The following is a 17839-nucleotide window of genomic DNA, read 5'->3' on the forward strand; positions in this document are numbered from 1 at the left end:
TACGCTCAACCCGCCATGGCTGCGGCGGGATCGTCCGATTCGAGAACGCTCTTCGCCCACGCTTCGAGCTTGCCGGTGTCGGCGCGCAGCACCTCCTGCTTGACCGCGAGGATGCGCGAGGGATGCATCGAGAAGCTGCGCAGGCCCAGGCCCAGCAGCAGCCGCGTGAAGGCCACGTCGCCCGCCATCTCGCCGCACACGGCCACGCCCTTGCCCTGCCGCCGGCACTCGGCGATGGTGTCGGCCACGAGGCGCAGCACCGCCGGGTGCGCGGGGTCGTAGAGGTGCGCCACCGACTCGTCGGCGCGGTCGATGGCCAGCGTGTACTGGATCAGGTCGTTGGTGCCGATCGACAGGAAGTCGAAGTGCTTCAGGAAGATGCGCAGCGTGAGCGCGGCCGCGGGAATCTCGATCATGGCGCCGAGCTTCACCGGGCCGTACACCGCGCCGCGGTTGTCGAGCTCGGTGCGCGCGAAGTCGATCAGCGACAGCGTCTGGCGGATCTCGCTCGCGTGCGCGAGCATGGGAATCAGCAGGTGGATCTCGCCGTGCGCCGCGGCGCGCAGGATGGCTCGCAGCTGCGTGAGGAACATCGCCGGGTCGGCCAGGCTCCAGCGGATGGCGCGCAGGCCGAGCGCGGGGTTCAGGTGCTCCTGCTTGTTGGCCGTTTTGCCGTCCAGCGGCTTGTCGGCGCCCACGTCGATGGTGCGGATGGTGACGGGCATGCCCTGCATGCCCTCGACCGCACGCTTGTAGGCCTGGTACTGCTCCTCTTCGTCGGGCAGGCGGGTCTGGCGCGTGGTCGACTCGCGGCCCATGAAGAGGAATTCGCTGCGAAACAGCCCCACGCCCACCGCGCCGGCCTTGACGGCGCCCACGGTGTCTTCCGGCATCTCGATGTTGGCGAGCAGCTCCACGCGCTGGCCGTCGAGCGTGACGGCGGGCTTGTGGCGCAGCCGCGCGAGCCGGCCGCGTTCGAGGTCGCCCTGGCGCTGCTTGAAGCCGTATTCGGCCAGGATGATCGGAGAAGGGTCGACGATCACCACGCCGGCGTCGCCGTCGATGATGACCCAGTCGTCCTGGCGCACCAGCTGGCTCGCGGTGCGCGCACCGACCACGGCCGGGATGTCCATGCTGCGCGCCACGATGGCGGTATGCGAGGTGCGACCGCCCACGTCGGTGACGAAGCCGGCGAACACGCTCTTCTTGAACTGCAGCATGTCGGCCGGCGAGAGATCGTGCGCGATGAGCACCAGCGGCACGTCGATGCCGTCGCCCGCGGTGGGATCGTCGTTGTCGTTGTCGTCGTCCTGGGAGGTGGCGCGCTTGCGGCGAGGCGGGCTCGGCGCGAGCACGGCGGCCGTGCCCTTCATGCGGTGCAGCAGGCGCTCGACCACCTGCTCGAGGTCGGCCTTGCGCTCGCGCAGGTACTCGTCCTCCATCTCGTCGAACTGGCGCGCGATGATCTCGAGCTGTGTGGTCAGCGCCCATTCGGCGTTGTAGAGCCGCTCGGTGATCCAGTGCTTGACGCCGCCGGTGAGGACCTCGTCCTGCAGCAGCATCTGGTGCACCTCGAGCAGCGCCGAGAGTTCGTGCGGCGTGTCGTTCGGGCCCATCTGCGCAACATTGGCCTGCAGCTTGGTGAGCTCGTCGGCCACCGCGTTGCGCGCGGTGCGCACGCGGTCGATCTCGGTCTCGATTTCTTCAGGCTTGATGAAGTAGTGGGCCACGTCGATGCGGCTCGACACCACCAGCACCGCGCGCCCGATGGCAATGCCACGGGCGACGGGAAGGCCGTGGACTGCAAAAGTCATGGGACGGTCCTTATTCGCCTTCGCCGAACTTGTCGTCCATCAGGAGCACGATGGCCTTCATTGCTTCATCTTCCTGCTCGCCGTTGGTTTCGAGCTCGACGGTGCTGCCCAGTCCGGCGGCCAGCATCATGACACCCATGATGCTCTTGGCGTTGATGCGGCGGTCGCCGCGGGAGAGCCACACCTCGCAGGGAAAGCTGCCTGCGAGCTTGGTCAGCTTGGCCGACGCGCGTGCATGCAGGCCCAGCTTATTGCTGATGGTCACGGATTTCTTGATCACTGTGCTTTCTTTTTGCCTGGTTCTGGGGAGCCGCCACCGCCACCTGCATGACGCCGGCGGTGCCGCCCGCGAGGGCGCGCTGCACCAGCGTATCCAGGGGCTCGTGCCGATAGGTGACGGCGCGCAGCAGCATCGGAAGATTGACCCCCGCCACCAGCCGCGACCGGACGCCGTCCACCAGCTTCTGCGCCACGTTGCAGGGCGTGGCGCCGAACACGTCGGCCAGCACCAGCACCTGCGAGCGCGGCGTGTGCAGCTGCTGCGCGAGCGTGATGCGCGCGGCGGCCAGCGTTTCTTCGGGCGACACGTTGGGCAGGACGTCGAGCGCGACGATGGCCTGCTCGCAATCGGGAAACACATGCAGCGCGCACTGCCGCAGCGCGTGCGCGAACGGTGAGTGGGCGATGATGAGGATGCTGTTCATGCGAGGCGGAGGGCGACGCATCGATTATGCGGGGGCGCCCAGGGGAAGTAGATATACGACACAACGCAGCAGCCCCGAAAAACGGACAGTGCCGCCAGCCGGGTAGCTATCAGAACCATAGCAGATCGGCCTTCATGGAAGCCGCAAGCTCTCGAAGAAGGTTTTCGATGCTTCGGGCGAAGAAGGCTTGCCCAGCACGGTGGCCTGGTAGAGCGCCACGGTGCCGTCTTTCTGCGACTGGGCAAACCAGAGCACCTGTACCGGCGCCGATGCGCCCTGCTGCTGCTGCCGCGGCTGGGCATCGAGCCGCAGCGGCGCCGGCGCGGCGGTCGCGCGCTGGACGCTGGCGGGAGTTTCCGCTACCTGCGCCTCGCCCAGTTGGCCGCGGGTGGCGGCGTGCCATGCGCGGAGCCAGGCCTCGGCCTGCTCGGGGCCGCTGGCGGAGGCGTGCGCGATGGCGAAGGTCGCACCGCCGGCTTCGCAGCCCGTCATGTCGACCTGCACCGATTCGGCACCCAGCGGCAGGGCGCGGTTCGCGCGGTCGGCCTTGCAGGGCAGCAGCACGATCAGGCCGGACTCGGCGACCGGCACTTCGCGCCAGTTGAAGGTCGGGCTGCAGGCGGCGAGCAGGGCTGCCGCTGCCAGCACGAACCGGAAATGGAGGACGGGAAACGGCATCGGAGAACGATTATCGAGCCGCGCCCAGGCCCCGCGAGCACGATCCGGCGGGCGGAACTAAAATCGCGCCGCCCTTGTCTTCCGTGTTGCTATGAAGAAATACATCGTCGCTGCCGCCGTCGTCCTCGCATTGGCCACCGGCGTGGGCGTGTACCTCGGCTCCGGCGCCACCGCCGCACCGGCCTCGACCTTCGTGCTGCTCGACGGCACGCAAAAGAGCACGGCAGACCTGAAGGGCAAGGTCACCCTGGTCAATTTCTGGGCCACGAGCTGCGTGACCTGCGTCGGCGAAATGCCCAAGGTCATCGCGACCTACGACAAGTACAAGGCGCAGGGCTACGACACGTTGGCAGTGGCCATGAGCTACGACCCGCCGAGCTATGTCGTCAACTTCGCGCAAACGCGCAAGCTGCCGTTCAAGGTAGCGATCGACAACACCGGCAGCGTGGCACAGGCCTGGGGCGACGTGAAGCTCACGCCGACCACTTACCTGGTCAACAAGCGCGGCGAGATCGTGAAGCGCTATGTGGGCGAGCCCGATTTCGCCGAACTCCACAAGCTGATCGAGAAGCTGCTGGCCGAGGCCTGATCTTCCGCTCCTCCCGCAAGAAGGCGCTCCCGAAAGAGCGCCTTTGTTTTTTCGCGAGGCGACGGCTTACTGGTTGCGGAAGCTGTCGTGGCAGGCCTTGCAGCTCGCTGCGGTCGGACCGAACTGGGCCTTGAGCGCGTCGAGATTGCCGGCCTTGGCGGCAGTCACCAGCTTGGCGGTTTCGGCGATCAGCTTCTCCTGGCGCTCCTTGAACTTGGCGTCTTCCTTCCAGATTTCGGGCTTGGCCTTGCCGCCCTCGGTGCTGGCGCCGAAGGCCGTCCACGGCAGCTTTGCCATGTCGGCGACCATTTCGGCGTTGGCCGCGGCAGCCGAGGCGTCGTAGGTCGCGCGTCCGTTGGCCATGGCGCCGAGGCGGCCGAAATGCTGGCTCATCACGAACAGCGCGCTCTGGCGGTACTTGATGGCGTCCTCGGGCTTGGCGAACTGCGCTGCCGCGGGCAGGGACAGGACAGCGCAGGCGGCTGCAAGGGCGAACGAAGCAAGTCGGGTCATCGGGGGTCCTCATTGTGGGGAAAACGCCGTCGAGCGCGGCGCAGCGGCCGAGTGTAGGGGCTGCCTGCGACAGCCGCATAGCAACAACCCGAAGCAGGCCGGGGCCTGGACTTTGCTAATCTGCGCCTTCCGCAGCATTGCGCCCCGCGCCCTTCTCGATGACCGATTCTTCCGTGGCTGCCTTCCCGGCGGCCTCAGGCTCCAGCGCCCGCACGCGGGTCTGGGACCTGCCGACACGCCTTTTCCACTGGGCTCTGGCCGCAGCCGTCATCGGCATGATCGGCACCGGGTTGAACGATGCCATGGAATGGCACTTCCGCCTGGGGTACGCGGTGCTCGCGCTGCTGTTGTTCCGGCTGCTCTGGGGCTTCGTGGGCGGACGCTGGTCACGCTTTGCAGCCTTCGTCTACGGCCCGGGGTCGATGGCGGCCTATCTGCGCGGACGAGCGCGCCCGGACCATCTGATCGGGCACACGCCTCTGGGCGCACTGTCGGTGTTCGCGGTGCTGGCGATCCTGGCCTTGCAGGTGGCAACCGGGCTGATGGCGGACGACGAAATCTCGGCATCGGGGCCGCTCACACGTTTCGTCTCGGGCGAGCTCGTGAGCCTGGCCACCGGTTGGCACAAGGCGCAGGGCAAGTGGATCGTGATCGCCCTTGTGAGCCTGCACCTGCTGGCGGTGCTGTTCTACGTGCTGGTCAAGCGGCACCGACTGGTGCGGCCGATGGTGACGGGCGACAAGCTGGTTTCCGCCGAGAACGCCGAGGTGGCGCCGAGCCGCGACGACGCGGCGTCGCGCTGGCTGGCGCTGGTGCTGTTCGCACTGTGCGCGGGCGTGGCGTACTGGGTTTCCTCGCTGCGCGTATGAGCTTTTCTGTTTCACGCCCCCTGCCGCTGTCGGACATGCCGGCGGTCGTGCTGCTCACGCCCGAAGAAGCTCACGAGATCGAGGCCACACGCGCGATCTTCCGCGACTACGCGGCCTCGCTGGACATCGACCTGGATTTTCAGGATTTCGACGGCGAACTGGCGCAGCTGCCGGGCGAGTACGCCGAACCGCGCGGCCTGCTGCTGCTGGCGCTGGTCGATCCGGCCAACGTGAAGGAAGACGCCGGGCGCGAGGCGCCGACCCTGCGGCGCGCCGACGGCACGCTGGCGCATGTGGCGGGGTGCTGCGCGCTGCGCCCGCTCGACAGCGCGGACTACGCGAACGCCGCCGAGATGAAGCGCCTGTATGTGCGCCCCGGCTTCCGCGGCCTGGGCCTGGGCCGGCAACTGGCCGAGGCGATCCTCGATGCCGCACGCAGCGCGGGATATGGCTGCGTGCTGCTCGACACACTCGACGACATGGAATCGGCGCGCGCCCTCTATGAAGACCTGGGCTTCGCAGAAGTACCGCCCTACTATCACAACCCCGTCGCCGGGGCCCACTACCTGAAAGTGGAGCTTTAGCTCGACCCCAGGCTGCGTGCACTTCGTGTCGCTACGCCCCTGCCGGGGGTGGGCGGGGAGGCCCCTCGAAAGATCCGGGTTTATTTAACCGCGGGCTTGGGCCAGCAGCGTGTCGGCGTCGCTGACTTCGAACTTGCCCGGTCCTTCGACGTTGAGCGTCGCGACCTTGCCATCCTTCACGAGCATCGAGTAGCGGTTGCTGCGCAGGCCCATGCCGCGGCCGGTCAGGTCCAGCGTGAGGCCGGTGGCCTTGGCGAAGTCGGCGCTGCCGTCAGCCAGCATGCGCACCTTGGTGCCAGTCTTCTGGTCGCGCGCCCAGGCGCCCATCACGAAGGCATCGTTCACGCTCACGCACCAGATCTCGTCCACGCCAGCGGCCTTGAAGTCGTCGAAGTGCTGCACGTAGCCCGGCACGTGCTTGGCCGAGCAGGTGGGCGTGAAGGCGCCGGGCAGCGCGAACAGCGCGATGGTCTTGCCCGCCGAAGCCTTGGCCACGTCCACGGCGTTCGGGCCGATGCTGCAGCCTTCGCCCTCGACTTCGGAATATTCCTGCAGGGTGGCCGAGGGAAGGGTGTCGCCGACTTTGATCATTGAAAGTGCTCCTGAAAAAGAAAAACGGCCCACATTGTGGGCCGTTTCCGGATGGGCTGTAGCGAGCCGGGGAGATCAGACCAGAACGGCCTTCTCGACCAGACGGGTCACGACCCAGTTCTTGGTCTTCGAGATCGGACGGCTTTCCGTGATCTCGATGGTGTCGCCCAGCTTGTACTCGCCCTTTTCGTCATGAGCGTGGTACTTGCTCGTCTTGGCCACGATCTTGCCGTACAGCTCGTGCTTCACACGGCGTTCGACCAGCACAGTCACGGTCTTGGCACGCTTGTCGCTGACCACCTTGCCGATCAAGGTGCGCTTGAGGGATTTTTTAGGTTCCGTCATGTTCACTCCTTACTTGGCGGCGGGGGTTTCTTGCTGCTTCTGAGCAAGAATGGTCTTTGCGCGAGCGATGTCGCGACGCGTCACGCGCAGCGTCGAGGTGTTCGACAGCTGTTGCGTGGCCTTCTGCATGCGCAGACCGAAATGGGCCTTCTGCAGATCCTTGATTTCGGCTTGCAGGCCTGCGACGTCCTTCGTGCGCAGGGTTGCGGCCTTCGTCACCTTGGCCGGAGCCGCGGTTTCTTTTTTCTTACGGGTTGCCATCAGTGTTCTCCTCTCAGGCGCCGAGCTGGCGAGCGACGAACGTCGTACGCAGCGGAAGCTTGGCGGCGGCCAGGCGGAACGCTTCGCGGGCGAGTTCTTCGGGCACGCCGACGATCTCGAACACGATCTTGCCAGGCTGGATTTCGGCGACGTAGTACTCGGGGTTGCCCTTACCGTTACCCATCCGCACTTCAGCGGGCTTGGTAGAGATCGGCTTGTCCGGGAACACGCGGATCCAGATACGGCCACCGCGCTTCACGTGACGCGAGATCGCGCGGCGAGCGGCTTCGATCTGGCGCGCCGTGAGGCGGCCGCGGTCGGTGCATTTGAGACCGAAGTCACCGAACGCAACCGAGTTACCCGTGGTTGCGATGCCGGTGTTGCGGCCCTTTTGTTCCTTGCGGAACTTTCTGCGTGCAGGTTGCAGCATGTTTTGTTACTCCGTAGTTCTAAGACCGATCACTCGGTCTTGGCACCGTCAGCTGCTGCAGCTGGCGCGGCTTTGCGGACGCGCTTAACGGCGGGTTTCGAGTCACCGGCACCGCCGGTTGCTTCTGCAGGCTTGTCGCTGCCATCGGCCGGAGCGGTGTTGCCACCGATCGGGCCACGGGCACCGGCGCGCGGGCCGGGACCACGACGGTCCGAACCCGGACGGTCGCCACCCGGGCGGCCATCGCGGCGCGGACCGCGCGGACGACGTTCTTCTTCGGGACGCGGCGTTTCGACGGCCGGCAGGTCGTTACGACCCAGCGTGTCGCCCTTGTAGACCCAGACCTTGACGCCGATGACGCCGTAGGTGGTCTTGGCTTCCGAGGTGCCATAGTCGATGTCGGCGCGCAGGGTGTGCAGCGGCACGCGGCCTTCGCGGTACCACTCGGTACGCGCGATTTCGATGCCGTTCAGGCGGCCAGCCGACATGATCTTGATGCCCAGGGCACCCAGACGCATGGCGTTCTGCATGGCGCGCTTCATGGCGCGGCGGAACATGATCCGCTTTTCGAGCTGCTGCGTGATGCTGTCGGCGATCAGCTGCGCATCGATTTCGGGCTTGCGCACTTCTTCGATGTTGACTGCAACCGGCACACCGAGCTGCTTGCCCAGTTCGCGCTTGAGGTTCTCGATGTCTTCGCCCTTCTTGCCGATCACGACGCCCGGACGTGCCGAGTAGATCGTGATGCGTGCGTTCTTGGCGGGACGTTCGATCATGACGCGCGAGACCGAAGCGTTCTTCAGCTTCTTCTTCAGGTATTCGCGAACCTTGATGTCTTCGGCCAGCATGCCCGCGAAATCGCGGTCGCTTGCGTACCAGCGGCTGGACCAGTTACGGGTGACCGCAAGGCGGAACCCGGTTGGGTGGATTTTCTGTCCCATATTTCTTCCAGGCCTTCTTAGTTGCCGACCGTCACGTACACATGGCACGTGGGCTTGCTGATGCGATTGCCGCGACCCTTGGCCCGAGCGGTGAAACGCTTGAGCGTTGCACCTTGCTCGACGTAGATGGTCTTGACCTTCAGCTCGTCGATGTCGGCACCGTCGTTGTGCTCGGCGTTGGCGATGGCCGACTCGAGCACCTTCTTGATGATCACAGCGGCCTTTTTCTGCGTGAATTGCAGAACGTTGAGCGCTTGATCGACCTTCTTGCCGCGGATCAGGTCCGCGACCAGACGGCCCTTGTCGACCGACAGGCGGACACCGCGGAGGACTGCACGTGTTTCAGACATGGTCGTTCCTTACTTCTTCTGGACTTTTTTGTCCGCGGGGTGCCCCTTGAACGTACGCGTGAGCGCAAATTCGCCGAGCTTGTGGCCGACCATCTGGTCGGTGATGTACACGGGCACGTGTTGCTTGCCGTTGTGCACAGCGATGGTCAGACCGATGAACTCGGGCAGAACCATCGAGCGGCGCGACCAAGTCTTGATCGGCTTCTTGTCCTTGGTCGTCACGGCCTTGTCGGCCTTGGCCACGAGGTGATGGTCGACGAAAGGACCCTTTTTGAGAGAGCGAGTCATTGGCTATCCCTTACTTCTTGCGACGCGACACGATGAAGACCTGCGTGCGCTTGTTGTTACGGGTGCGATAGCCCTTGGTCAGATTGCCCCATGGGTCGACAGGGTGGCGGCCTTCGCCAGTCTTGCCTTCGCCACCACCGTGCGGGTGGTCGACCGGGTTCATCACCACGCCGCGAACGGTCGGGCGGATACCCATGTGACGCTTCACACCGGCCTTGCCGAGTTGGCGCAGGCTGTGCTCTTCGTTGGCCACTTCGCCGATGGTTGCACGGCATTCGATGTGGATGCGGCGCACCTCACCCGAACGCATGCGGACCTGGGCGTAGACGCCTTCGCGAGCCAGCAGCGTGGCCGACGTGCCGGCCGAACGCGCGATCTGCGCGCCCTTGCCGGGTTGCAGTTCGATGCAGTGGATCGTCGAGCCGACCGGAATGTTGCGGATCGGCAGGGTGTTGCCGGCGCGGATCGGGGCTTCAGCGCCCGACAGCAGCGTTGCACCAGCTTCCAGACCGCGCGGGGCGATGATGTAGCGGCGCTCGCCGTCGGCGTAGCACACCAGGGCGATGTGGGCGGTGCGGTTCGGGTCGTACTCGATGCGTTCGACCTTGGCCGGGATGCCGTCCTTGTTGCGTACGAAGTCGACAACGCGGTAGTGGTGCTTGGCACCGCCGCCACGATGACGGATCGTGATGTGGCCGTTGTTGTTGCGGCCGGCCTTCTGGAACTGGGGTTCCAGCAGGGGAGCGTGAGGAGCACCCTTGAACAGGTGGTCACGCGAGATCTTCACCGCGCCGCGTTGGCCCGGCGAAGTGGGTTTCATCTTGATGACGGCCATGATTAAGCGCCTTCCCCGACGAGGTTGAGCTCTTGACCGGGCTTCAGGGTCACATAGGCCTTGCGAACGTTGTCGCGGCGGCCGATGGACTTGCCAAAGCGCTTGGTCTTGCCCTTGGTGTTGAGCACCGACACGCCCTGGACTTCGACCTTGAACATCAGTTCGACAGCGGCCTTGATCTCGGGCTTGGTGGCGTCTTGCAGCACCTTGAAAGTGACAGCGTTCGACTTCTCGCCGACCATCGTGGCCTTTTCGGACACGATCGGGGCGACCAGCACCGCCATCAGGCGGCCTTCTTCGAACGTACGTTCAGCGGCGGTAGGGTTCACGCGGCTCATGCGAACATCTCCTTGAGCTTGTCGACGGCACCCTTGGTGACCAGCACCTTCTTGTAGTGAACCAACGACACCGGATCGGCGTAGCGGGGTTCGACCACGAGAACGTTCACCAGATTGCGCGAGGCAAGGTACAGGTTTTCGTCGACTTCTTCGGCGATCACGAGCACGGACTCGAGATTCATTGCCTTGAAACGGGCTGCCAGCGGCTTCGTCTTGGGCGAATCCACGGTCAGCGAATCCACCACGGCTAAACGGCCTTCGCGAGCGAGCTGCGAGAAGATGGCGGCCATGCCAGCGCGGTACATCTTCTTGTTGATCTTCTGCGAGAAGTTTTCGTCAGGCATGTTCGGGAAGATCCGGCCACCCCCGCGCCACAGCGGCGAGGACGTCATACCGGCACGGGCGCGGCCCGTTCCCTTTTGCTTGAAAGGCTTCTTGGTCGAGTGCTTGACCTGCTCGCGGTCCTTCTGGGCGCGCGTGCCTTGGCGGGCGTTGGCCTGGAACGCAACGACGATCTGGTGGACCAGGTCTTCGTTGTAGTCACGGCCGAACACGGTCTCGGGGGCGTCGTACTTCGACGCGGCCTGGCCTTGTTCGTTCAGGAGTTCGAGTTCCATTACTTCGCTCCTTCAGCCGCTTGCGGCTTGGCCTTGATGGCGGGACGCACGGTGACGAAGCCACCCTTCGAACCCGGAATCGCGCCCTTGATGAGCAGCAGTTGACGTGCTTCGTCGATGCGGAACACGTCGAGGTTTTGCGTCGTGCGCGTGACGTCGCCGAGGTGGCCCGTCATGCGCTTGCCGGGGAACACGCGACCGGGGTCTTGTGCCATGCCGATCGAGCCGGGAACGTTGTGCGAACGGCTGTTACCGTGCGACGCGCGTTGCGAGCTCATGTTGTGACGCTTGATCGTGCCAGCGTAGCCCTTGCCGATGGAAGTGCCTTGCACGTCCACCTTCTGGCCCACGGAAAACACGCTGCTGGCCGCGATCACGCCGCCAGCCTTGTGCTGACCTGCGGTATCTGCGGTAACGCGGAATTCCTGGATGATTTCGCCAGCTTCGACACCCGCCTTGGCGAGGTGGCCGGCTTCGGGCTTGGTCACGCGCGATGCTTTGCGCGAACCGAACGTCACCTGCAGGGCGACGTAGCCATCGGTCTCTTGGGACTTGATCTGGGTCACACGGTTGTTGGACACATCCACCACCGTGACAGGAACTGCGTCCCCGTCATCGGTGAAGAGACGCATCATCCCCACCTTGCGGCCCAGCAACCCGAGGGAGTTGCTCAGACTCATTTGTTTTCTCCAAAAATGGAAGACTTCCTTCGCCGCTGCCACTTCAATTGGCGACAGCGTTTGGCCGATTCCCCAAGGTTCCCGGCCTGCGAAAGAAGGTTGATAAATCTCTGCCCGAACTACGCCCGCATGGACGCACCAAGGGCAGAGCCAGCGATTATAGCCCGCGATGCGGGCCCATTGCAAGGACGATTGTTGCGCCCGTTTGGGGCCCTATTTGGGCCCTATTTGGGCTCTTTTGGCTCTTTGGCGGGCAAGGAGATGATCTTTTCGCCCTCGTCGGACGATTTCACCTCGCCGGCGCCCTTCATGGCCGGCACCGCCGATCCGGTCTGCACAGGGATCGCGACGATGCTCATGGCGCCGTTCTGCGTGACAAAGACGTTCAGGTAGGCAAGGCCCTCGCGGTCGCTCGTCACCGTGGCGGTGGCGGTCGTACGCTGGCCGGCCGGGAGAGCCAGGCTGCTGCTCGTCGTCAGGGTCAGGCCGGCATCCGTCGTCAGGCGCGCGGTGGCCCCGGCCGGATCGCTCACGCCGTCGAACTGCAGAACGACAGAAACCGGCCGGCCGATCTGGGCCCTGCCGTCGACCCTGTACTGGATCACGACACCGGAATCATTGGGCTTGCGCGCCGCGACCGTCATGGCCGCATGGCGCGAAGAAGCAGCGTGCTTGGCCGCTCGGGGCGTGGGCACGCCGTCCGCGAAAACCGGCGCCGACATGGCAGCGAGCGTCAGCCATGCCGCAGCGGCAATCATCGAGCTGGAACGGGGGTTCATGGTGGCCTTCCTCACTGCTATTTATTGAATGGTTACGTTGAAACACGTGCTAGCAGCGGAGTTATTGAGATCGTTGACAACCAGGACATAGTCGCCGGCCGAAAGGTTGACCGAACTGGTATTGCGGCTCACCACACCACCTTTATAGATCGCGAAATTGGCGCTGGCACCCACCGGCGGGGAGACCACGAACTGGTAACTGCGGCTGGCCGGAGCCGTAAACCTCAAGTACGCAAAGCTGCCCAGCTTGTTGCCATCGCGCTGCGGATCGGCGGCATTCGTCACACAAGCTTGTGTAATCGAGCCGCCGATCGCTGCCGACTTGTACATCGGCAGCACGATCGGCAAGCCGCCATCATTGCTTTCCGATGAGCCATAGGCATCGCTGCCGCCCGCAATGTTCTGCCCCGCCAGCAGCGAGGCCAGCGCCTGCGCATTGCCTGGCGCCGTCGCATTGAAGGCCGCCGCGAACGGATGGATCGACGTGACCGGTGCACCACTGCGGAACTGGAATCCTGTCATCGTGTCGTGGATCGGCTTGAACCCGACCTGCTGGTTGAGATTCCAGAAGATCGACTGGATCGAGGATTCGCGGAACCAGCCCGGGTTGGATGCCGGCCCCCTCGTAAGGTCGAGACTGCCGCCCTGGGCTTGGCCGGGCCCACCCGAATCGACATAGTTGCTCCGCCCCAGCGCGATGCCTGACCAGCCATTGCCCCATCCTTCGGAGAAGGCAAGCCGACGATCGATGAGCTCGCTCGTGGAATGGGCGCCGCCCGTCGAATCATCCCGGCTGAAGGAGGCCTGGTAGTAGTGCCCCCACTCGTGCGCGATCACCGGCGCATCGAATTCGTCGGTGTCCACATCCTCCTTGCCGAGCACATAGATTTCCGCCCCCGAACTCCTGCCGACGAAGAACGTGGTGCCGATCTGTCCCAGCGCGATGCTTCCGCTGTGGTTCGTGTTGTTGACGCTCCAGAACACCTTCAGCGACGGAAACGCCGTCGCCGGCGCCACCGACAGCACCTTCTGCATCGCGGTGTAGATCGTGTCCATCACGGCGAACGGCCCGGACACGCGCTGGCTGGTGTAGCTCGATCCACCCCAGCCGCTGCCGGCGCGCAGATCGCGGGTGAGTGCCGCACCTCCCGTGGAGAACGCTGACGACTGCATGGAATAGATCGCGTTCGACCGGGTGTTGTCGCGCACGGTGACGTCCCAGCTCGGCGCCGAGCCGGTGCGGGTCAATTGGGCCCGCACCCGTACGATGACAGCCGTGTTCGCCGGAACGGTCACAGCATAGGCGCCGCTGTCGTCTGTGGAGGTCGTGGCCAGCTGGCTGCCGCTGGTGGCATCGAGCACTTCGACAAAAGCGCCACGCACCGGCTTGACCGAGGTGTCGGCGTACACGAGAGGGCCATTCGGATTGGGTACAAACTCATAGGTAGTCGTACCGCTCAAAGCGACTTGCGTCGTTGCCACAGGAGGCACGGGCACATCACCACCGCCGCCTCCTGTTGCCGCAGGAGGCAGGGACAGCACGGGAAGGCCCCCACCGCCCCCTCCTCCTCCACCGCCGCAAGCGGCCAACAACGCCGCCGTGATGCACGCCATCAAACCCGACGCAAAAGAGATGCCTTGTCTCATAGCTGTGCTGCCCTCGTTTCAGCTGCATTGCGCCCCGCCCCATGGGGGCCGCAGACCGGCGAGGATGCCACATTCGTGAGACAAAAAACAAAGCCCGCCTGCATTTCTGCAGGCGGGCTTCGTCAGTAACCGCGGCGCGAAGCCGAATGGATTACTGCAGCTTGATTTCGACGTCCACGCCGGCCGGCAGGTCGAGCTTCATCAGCGCGTCCACGGTCTTGTCGGTCGGGTCGACGATGTCCATCAGGCGCTGGTGCGTGCGGATTTCCAGCTGGTCGCGCGACGTCTTGTTGACGTGCGGCGAACGCAGGATGTCGAAGCGCTTCATGCGGGTCGGCAGGGGCACGGGGCCCTTGACGATCGCGCCGGTGCGCTTGGCGGTGTCCACGATTTCAGCGGCCGACTGGTCGATCAGCTTGTAGTCGAATGCCTTCAGGCGGATGCGGATTTTTTGCTTGGTAGCCATGGTGATTCCTTTGCGTCCGGCTTAGATGTCGAGGATCTTCGCCACGACGCCCGAACCCACGGTGCGGCCGCCTTCGCGGATGGCGAAGCGCAGGCCTTCTTCCATCGCGATCGGGTTGATCAGCTTCACGGTGATGCTGACGTTGTCGCCGGGCATGACCATTTCCTTGTCCTTGGGCAGCTCGATCGCGCCGGTCACGTCCGTCGTGCGGAAGTAGAACTGCGGACGGTAGTTGTTGAAGAACGGCGTGTGACGGCCGCCTTCGTCCTTCGACAGGACATACACCTCGGCGGTGAAGTGCACGTGCGGCTTGATCGAGCCGGGCTTGCACAGCACTTGGCCGCGCTCGACTTCTTCGCGCTTCGTGCCGCGCAGCAGCACGCCGACGTTGTCGCCAGCCTGGCCCTGGTCCAGCAGCTTGCGGAACATTTCCACGCCGGTGCAGGTGGTCTTGACGGTCGGGCGGATACCGACGATTTCGATTTCTTCGCCGACCTTGATCACGCCGCGCTCGACAGCGCCGGTCACGACGGTGCCGCGACCCGAGATCGAGAACACGTCTTCCACGGGCATCAGGAAGGTGCCGTCCACGGCGCGCTCGGGCGTCGGGATGTAGGTGTCAAGGGCTTCGGCCAGCTTCATGATGGCGCCTTCGCCCAGCTCGCCCTTGTCGCCTTCGAGGGCGAGCTTGGCCGAGCCGTGGATGATGGGGGTGTCATCGCCGGGGAATTCGTACTTGTCGAGGAGTTCGCGGACTTCCATTTCGACCAGCTCGAGCAGTTCCTTGTCGTCGACCATGTCGCACTTGTTCAGGAACACGATGATGTAGCCCACGCCCACCTGGCGAGCCAGCAGGATGTGCTCACGGGTCTGGGGCATCGGGCCGTCAGCGGCCGAGCACACCAGGATGGCGCCGTCCATCTGGGCGGCGCCGGTGATCATGTTCTTCACGTAGTCGGCGTGGCCGGGGCAGTCGACGTGTGCGTAGTGGCGGTTGGCCGTTTCGTACTCGACGTGCGCGGTGTTGATCGTGATGCCGCGCGCCTTTTCTTCGGGCGCAGCATCGATCTGGTCGTAGGCCTTGGCTTCGCCGCCGAACTTGGCCGACAGCACCGTGGCGATCGCCGCCGTCAGCGTGGTCTTGCCGTGGTCGACGTGACCGATCGTGCCCACGTTCACGTGCGGCTTGGTGCGGGTGAATTTACCTTTTGCCATTTTTCAATCCTTGAAAGAGCATGTCCCGTGTGTTGGTTTTATGTCTGCATCCGATTGCTGGTTCGCCTCGCACGGGAACGTGGCGGCACCGGATCGCAGACAACGAGGGCCACGCACTGCGCGGCCCTGCATTCTTGAAAACTTACTTTGCGCGAGCAGCCACGATGGCTTCGGCAACGTTGCGCGGAGCTTCAGCGTAGTGCTTGAACTCCATCGTGTACGTGGCACGGCCTTGCGACATCGAGCGCAGCGTGGTCGAGTAGCCGAACATTTCCGACAGCGGCACTTCGGCCTTGATGGACTTGCCGCCACCGATCATGTCGTCCATGCCCTGCACCATGCCGCGGCGTGAGGACAGGTCGCCCATCACGTTGCCGGCGTAGTCTTCGGGCGTTTCGACTTCCACGGCCATCATCGGCTCCAGGATCACGGGGCTGGCCTTGCGGGCGCCTTCCTTGAAACCGAAGATCGCGGCCATCTTGAACGCCATTTCGTTCGAGTCCACGTCGTGGTACGAACCGAAGTGCAGCGTGACCTTGACGTCGACGACGGGGTAGCCCGCCAGCACGCCTTGCGTCAGCGCTTCGACAACGCCCTTTTCCACTGCGGGGATGTATTCGCGAGGAACCACACCGCCCTTGATGGCGTCGACGAACTCGAAACCCTTGCCCGCTTCCTGCGGCTCGAGCTTCAGGATCACGTGACCGTACTGGCCCTTGCCGCCCGACTGGCGAACGAACTTGCCTTCGGCTTCTTCGACGGTCTTGCGGATCGTTTCGCGGTAGGCCACTTGCGGCTTGCCGACGTTCGCTTCCACGCCGAATTCGCGCTTCATGCGGTCCACGATGATTTCGAGGTGGAGCTCGCCCATGCCGGCGATGATGGTCTGGCCCGATTCTTCGTCGGTCTTGACGCGGAACGACGGGTCTTCCTGAGCCAGGCGCTGCAGGGCGATGCCCATCTTTTCCTGGTCGGCCTTGGTCTTGGGTTCGACGGCCTGCGAGATCACCGATTCCGGGAACACCATGCGCTCGAGCGTCACGACGGCTGCGGGATCGCACAGGGTTTCGCCCGTGGTCACTTCCTTCAGGCCCACGCAGGCGGCGATGTCGCCGGCGCGGATTTCATTGACTTCTTCGCGGTTGTTCGCGTGCATCTGCACGATACGGCCGATACGTTCCTTCTTGCCGCGCACCGGGTTGTAGACGCTGTCGCCCTTGGTCAGCACGCCGGAGTAGACGCGCACGAAGGTCAGCTGGCCCACGAACGGGTCGGTCATCAGCTTGAATGCCAGGGCCGAGAACTTCTCGTTGTCGTCGGCCTTGCGGGTGACGGGCGCTTCGTCTTCGTCGGTGCCGTTGACGGGCGGAATGTCGGTCGGTGCCGGCATGTATTCGACGACGGCGTCGAGCATCGCCTGCACGCCCTTGTTCTTGAAGGCCGAGCCGCAAAGCATCGGCTGGATTTCGCCGGCGATGGTGCGCTGGCGGATGGCCTTCTTGATTTCTTCCTCGGTCAGCTCGTTACCTTCGAGGTACTTGTTCATCAGCTCTTCGCTGGCTTCGGCAGCCGCTTCGACGAGCTTTTCGCGGTATTCGTTGCAGACATCGGTCAGGTTCGCGGGGATGTCACCGTAGGTGAAGGTCACGCCCTTGTCTTCGTCCCAGATGATGGCCTTCATCTTCACGAGGTCGACGATGCCCTGGAAGTGCTCTTCGGCACCGATCGGGATCTGGATCACGACGGGGTTGGCCTTCAGGCGATCGACCATCATCTGGCGCACGCGCAGGAAGTCGGCGCCGGTGCGGTCCATCTTGTTGACGAACGCGAGGCGGGGCACCTTGTACTTGTTGGCCTGGCGCCAGACGGTTTCCGACTGGGGCTGCACGCCGCCGACGGCGTCGTACACCATGACGGCGCCGTCCAGCACGCGCATCGAGCGCTCGACTTCAATGGTGAAGTCCACGTGGCCGGGGGTGTCGATGATGTTGATGCGGTGTTCTTCGAACTTGCCAGCCATGCCCTTCCAGAAGCAGGTGGTGGCAGCCGACGTGATCGTGATGCCACGCTCTTGCTCTTGCTCCATCCAGTCCATCGTGGCGGCACCGTCGTGCACTTCACCGATCTTGTGGTTCACACCGGTGTAGAACAGGATACGTTCGGTCGTCGTGGTCTTGCCAGCGTCAATGTGCGCGGAGATACCGATGTTGCGGTAGCGCTCGATGGGGGTCTTGCGGGACATGATTTACTTTCGGGTTAAATGCGTTGAGCGCTGGTTCTCGAGTACGGACGACATCGCCCGACA

The 17839-nt window shown here is 64.3% G+C and carries 24 protein-coding genes; 3 read left to right on the plus strand and 21 right to left on the minus strand.

The window, feature by feature from the left end; all coding sequences use genetic code 11:
• Positions 1–5 precede the first annotated feature (5 nt).
• The 4 genes from ptsP to ACEN9N_RS22290 form a co-directional block, all read right to left on the minus strand.
• Positions 6–1814 carry a phosphoenolpyruvate--protein phosphotransferase gene (ptsP, locus tag ACEN9N_RS22275; RefSeq protein WP_495654547.1) on the minus strand — a complete coding sequence of 603 codons (1809 nt, stop codon included), beginning with the start codon at positions 1812–1814 and terminating at the stop codon, positions 6–8.
• Between the two features lie 10 nt (positions 1815–1824).
• On the minus strand, positions 1825–2094 hold the full coding sequence (locus ACEN9N_RS22280) for an HPr family phosphocarrier protein (protein WP_495654548.1): 270 nt from the start codon (positions 2092–2094) through the stop codon (positions 1825–1827).
• Positions 2063–2518, minus strand: coding sequence for a PTS sugar transporter subunit IIA (locus ACEN9N_RS22285; protein WP_007838155.1), 456 nt, complete (start codon positions 2516–2518; stop codon positions 2063–2065). Before ACEN9N_RS22285 ends, ACEN9N_RS22280 begins: the two co-directional genes overlap by 32 nt.
• 132 nt (positions 2519–2650) lie before the next feature.
• Positions 2651–3196, minus strand: a complete 546-nt coding sequence (locus ACEN9N_RS22290) for a hypothetical protein (RefSeq protein WP_495654549.1) — start codon at positions 3194–3196, stop codon at positions 2651–2653.
• Between the two features lie 91 nt (positions 3197–3287).
• Between ACEN9N_RS22290 and ACEN9N_RS22295 the strand changes: the two genes are divergently transcribed.
• Positions 3288–3785: a TlpA disulfide reductase family protein gene (locus ACEN9N_RS22295; RefSeq protein WP_495654550.1), complete on the plus strand. Its 498-nt coding sequence runs from the start codon at positions 3288–3290 to the stop codon at positions 3783–3785.
• A 66-nt stretch (positions 3786–3851) separates the two neighbouring features.
• Here ACEN9N_RS22295 and ACEN9N_RS22300 read toward each other — a convergent pair whose 3' ends face one another.
• Positions 3852–4298 carry a c-type cytochrome gene (locus ACEN9N_RS22300; RefSeq protein ID WP_495654551.1) on the minus strand — a complete coding sequence of 149 codons (447 nt, stop codon included), beginning with the start codon at positions 4296–4298 and terminating at the stop codon, positions 3852–3854.
• Between the two features lie 158 nt (positions 4299–4456).
• On the opposite strand from ACEN9N_RS22300, the gene ACEN9N_RS22305 reads away from it, so the two are divergent.
• Together ACEN9N_RS22305 and ACEN9N_RS22310 are read left to right on the plus strand one after the other, a co-directional pair.
• On the plus strand, positions 4457–5167 hold the full coding sequence (locus ACEN9N_RS22305) for a cytochrome b/b6 domain-containing protein (RefSeq protein ID WP_007838150.1): 711 nt from the start codon (positions 4457–4459) through the stop codon (positions 5165–5167).
• On the plus strand, positions 5164–5751 hold the full coding sequence (locus tag ACEN9N_RS22310; protein WP_007838148.1) for a GNAT family N-acetyltransferase: 588 nt from the start codon (positions 5164–5166) through the stop codon (positions 5749–5751). The genes ACEN9N_RS22305 and ACEN9N_RS22310 overlap by 4 nt, the downstream gene beginning before the upstream one ends.
• A gap of 84 nt (positions 5752–5835) precedes the next feature.
• Here ACEN9N_RS22310 and ACEN9N_RS22315 read toward each other — a convergent pair whose 3' ends face one another.
• The 16 genes from ACEN9N_RS22315 to fusA all read right to left on the minus strand — a co-directional run bounded on the left by ACEN9N_RS22315 (position 5836) and on the right by fusA (position 17776).
• Positions 5836–6342 carry a peroxiredoxin gene (locus ACEN9N_RS22315; protein WP_007838146.1) on the minus strand — a complete coding sequence of 169 codons (507 nt, stop codon included), beginning with the start codon at positions 6340–6342 and terminating at the stop codon, positions 5836–5838.
• Between the two features lie 75 nt (positions 6343–6417).
• A complete protein-coding gene (rpsQ, locus tag ACEN9N_RS22320; protein WP_007838145.1) occupies positions 6418–6687 on the minus strand; it encodes a 30S ribosomal protein S17 in 270 nt (89 codons plus the stop codon).
• Between the two features lie 9 nt (positions 6688–6696).
• Positions 6697–6906, minus strand: a complete 210-nt coding sequence (gene rpmC / locus ACEN9N_RS22325) for a 50S ribosomal protein L29 (RefSeq protein ID WP_056589463.1) — start codon at positions 6904–6906, stop codon at positions 6697–6699.
• A 55-nt stretch (positions 6907–6961) separates the two neighbouring features.
• Positions 6962–7378, minus strand: a complete 417-nt coding sequence (rplP, locus tag ACEN9N_RS22330) for a 50S ribosomal protein L16 (RefSeq protein ID WP_007838137.1) — start codon at positions 7376–7378, stop codon at positions 6962–6964.
• A gap of 29 nt (positions 7379–7407) precedes the next feature.
• Positions 7408–8319, minus strand: a complete 912-nt coding sequence (gene rpsC, locus ACEN9N_RS22335) for a 30S ribosomal protein S3 (RefSeq protein ID WP_007838135.1) — start codon at positions 8317–8319, stop codon at positions 7408–7410.
• Positions 8320–8336: 17 nt separating this feature from the next.
• Positions 8337–8669, minus strand: a complete 333-nt coding sequence (gene rplV / locus ACEN9N_RS22340; protein ID WP_007838134.1) for a 50S ribosomal protein L22 — start codon at positions 8667–8669, stop codon at positions 8337–8339.
• 9 nt (positions 8670–8678) lie between these two features.
• On the minus strand, positions 8679–8957 hold the full coding sequence (gene rpsS, locus ACEN9N_RS22345; RefSeq protein ID WP_007838132.1) for a 30S ribosomal protein S19: 279 nt from the start codon (positions 8955–8957) through the stop codon (positions 8679–8681).
• A gap of 10 nt (positions 8958–8967) precedes the next feature.
• Complete coding sequence (rplB, locus tag ACEN9N_RS22350; protein WP_007838130.1) at positions 8968–9792, minus strand: 50S ribosomal protein L2; 825 nt, start codon at positions 9790–9792, stop codon at positions 8968–8970.
• Between the two features lie 2 nt (positions 9793–9794).
• Entirely contained in the window at positions 9795–10130 is a 336-nt protein-coding gene (rplW, locus tag ACEN9N_RS22355; RefSeq protein ID WP_007838129.1) for a 50S ribosomal protein L23, read from the minus strand.
• Positions 10127–10747 carry a 50S ribosomal protein L4 gene (gene rplD, locus ACEN9N_RS22360; RefSeq protein ID WP_007838126.1) on the minus strand — a complete coding sequence of 207 codons (621 nt, stop codon included), beginning with the start codon at positions 10745–10747 and terminating at the stop codon, positions 10127–10129. Before rplD ends, rplW begins: the two co-directional genes overlap by 4 nt.
• Positions 10747–11427: a 50S ribosomal protein L3 gene (gene rplC / locus ACEN9N_RS22365; protein ID WP_056589466.1), complete on the minus strand. Its 681-nt coding sequence runs from the start codon at positions 11425–11427 to the stop codon at positions 10747–10749. The genes rplD and rplC overlap by 1 nt, the downstream gene beginning before the upstream one ends.
• A 224-nt stretch (positions 11428–11651) precedes the next feature.
• Positions 11652–12206, minus strand: a complete 555-nt coding sequence (locus ACEN9N_RS22370; protein ID WP_413316123.1) for a hypothetical protein — start codon at positions 12204–12206, stop codon at positions 11652–11654.
• Positions 12207–12227: 21 nt separating this feature from the next.
• On the minus strand, positions 12228–13616 hold the full coding sequence (locus ACEN9N_RS22375) for a hypothetical protein (protein WP_495654552.1): 1389 nt from the start codon (positions 13614–13616) through the stop codon (positions 12228–12230).
• Between the two features lie 388 nt (positions 13617–14004).
• Entirely contained in the window at positions 14005–14319 is a 315-nt protein-coding gene (gene rpsJ / locus ACEN9N_RS22380; protein WP_007838118.1) for a 30S ribosomal protein S10, read from the minus strand.
• A gap of 21 nt (positions 14320–14340) precedes the next feature.
• The gene (gene tuf / locus ACEN9N_RS22385) at positions 14341–15534 is read right to left on the minus strand and encodes an elongation factor Tu (protein WP_108143266.1); all 1194 of its coding nucleotides are present in this window, start codon (positions 15532–15534) and stop codon (positions 14341–14343) included.
• A gap of 142 nt (positions 15535–15676) precedes the next feature.
• On the minus strand, positions 15677–17776 hold the full coding sequence (gene fusA, locus ACEN9N_RS22390) for an elongation factor G (RefSeq protein ID WP_007829590.1): 2100 nt from the start codon (positions 17774–17776) through the stop codon (positions 15677–15679).
• Positions 17777–17839 lie beyond the last annotated feature (63 nt).

The sequence above is a fragment of the Variovorax sp. Varisp46 genome (genome assembly GCF_059491885.1).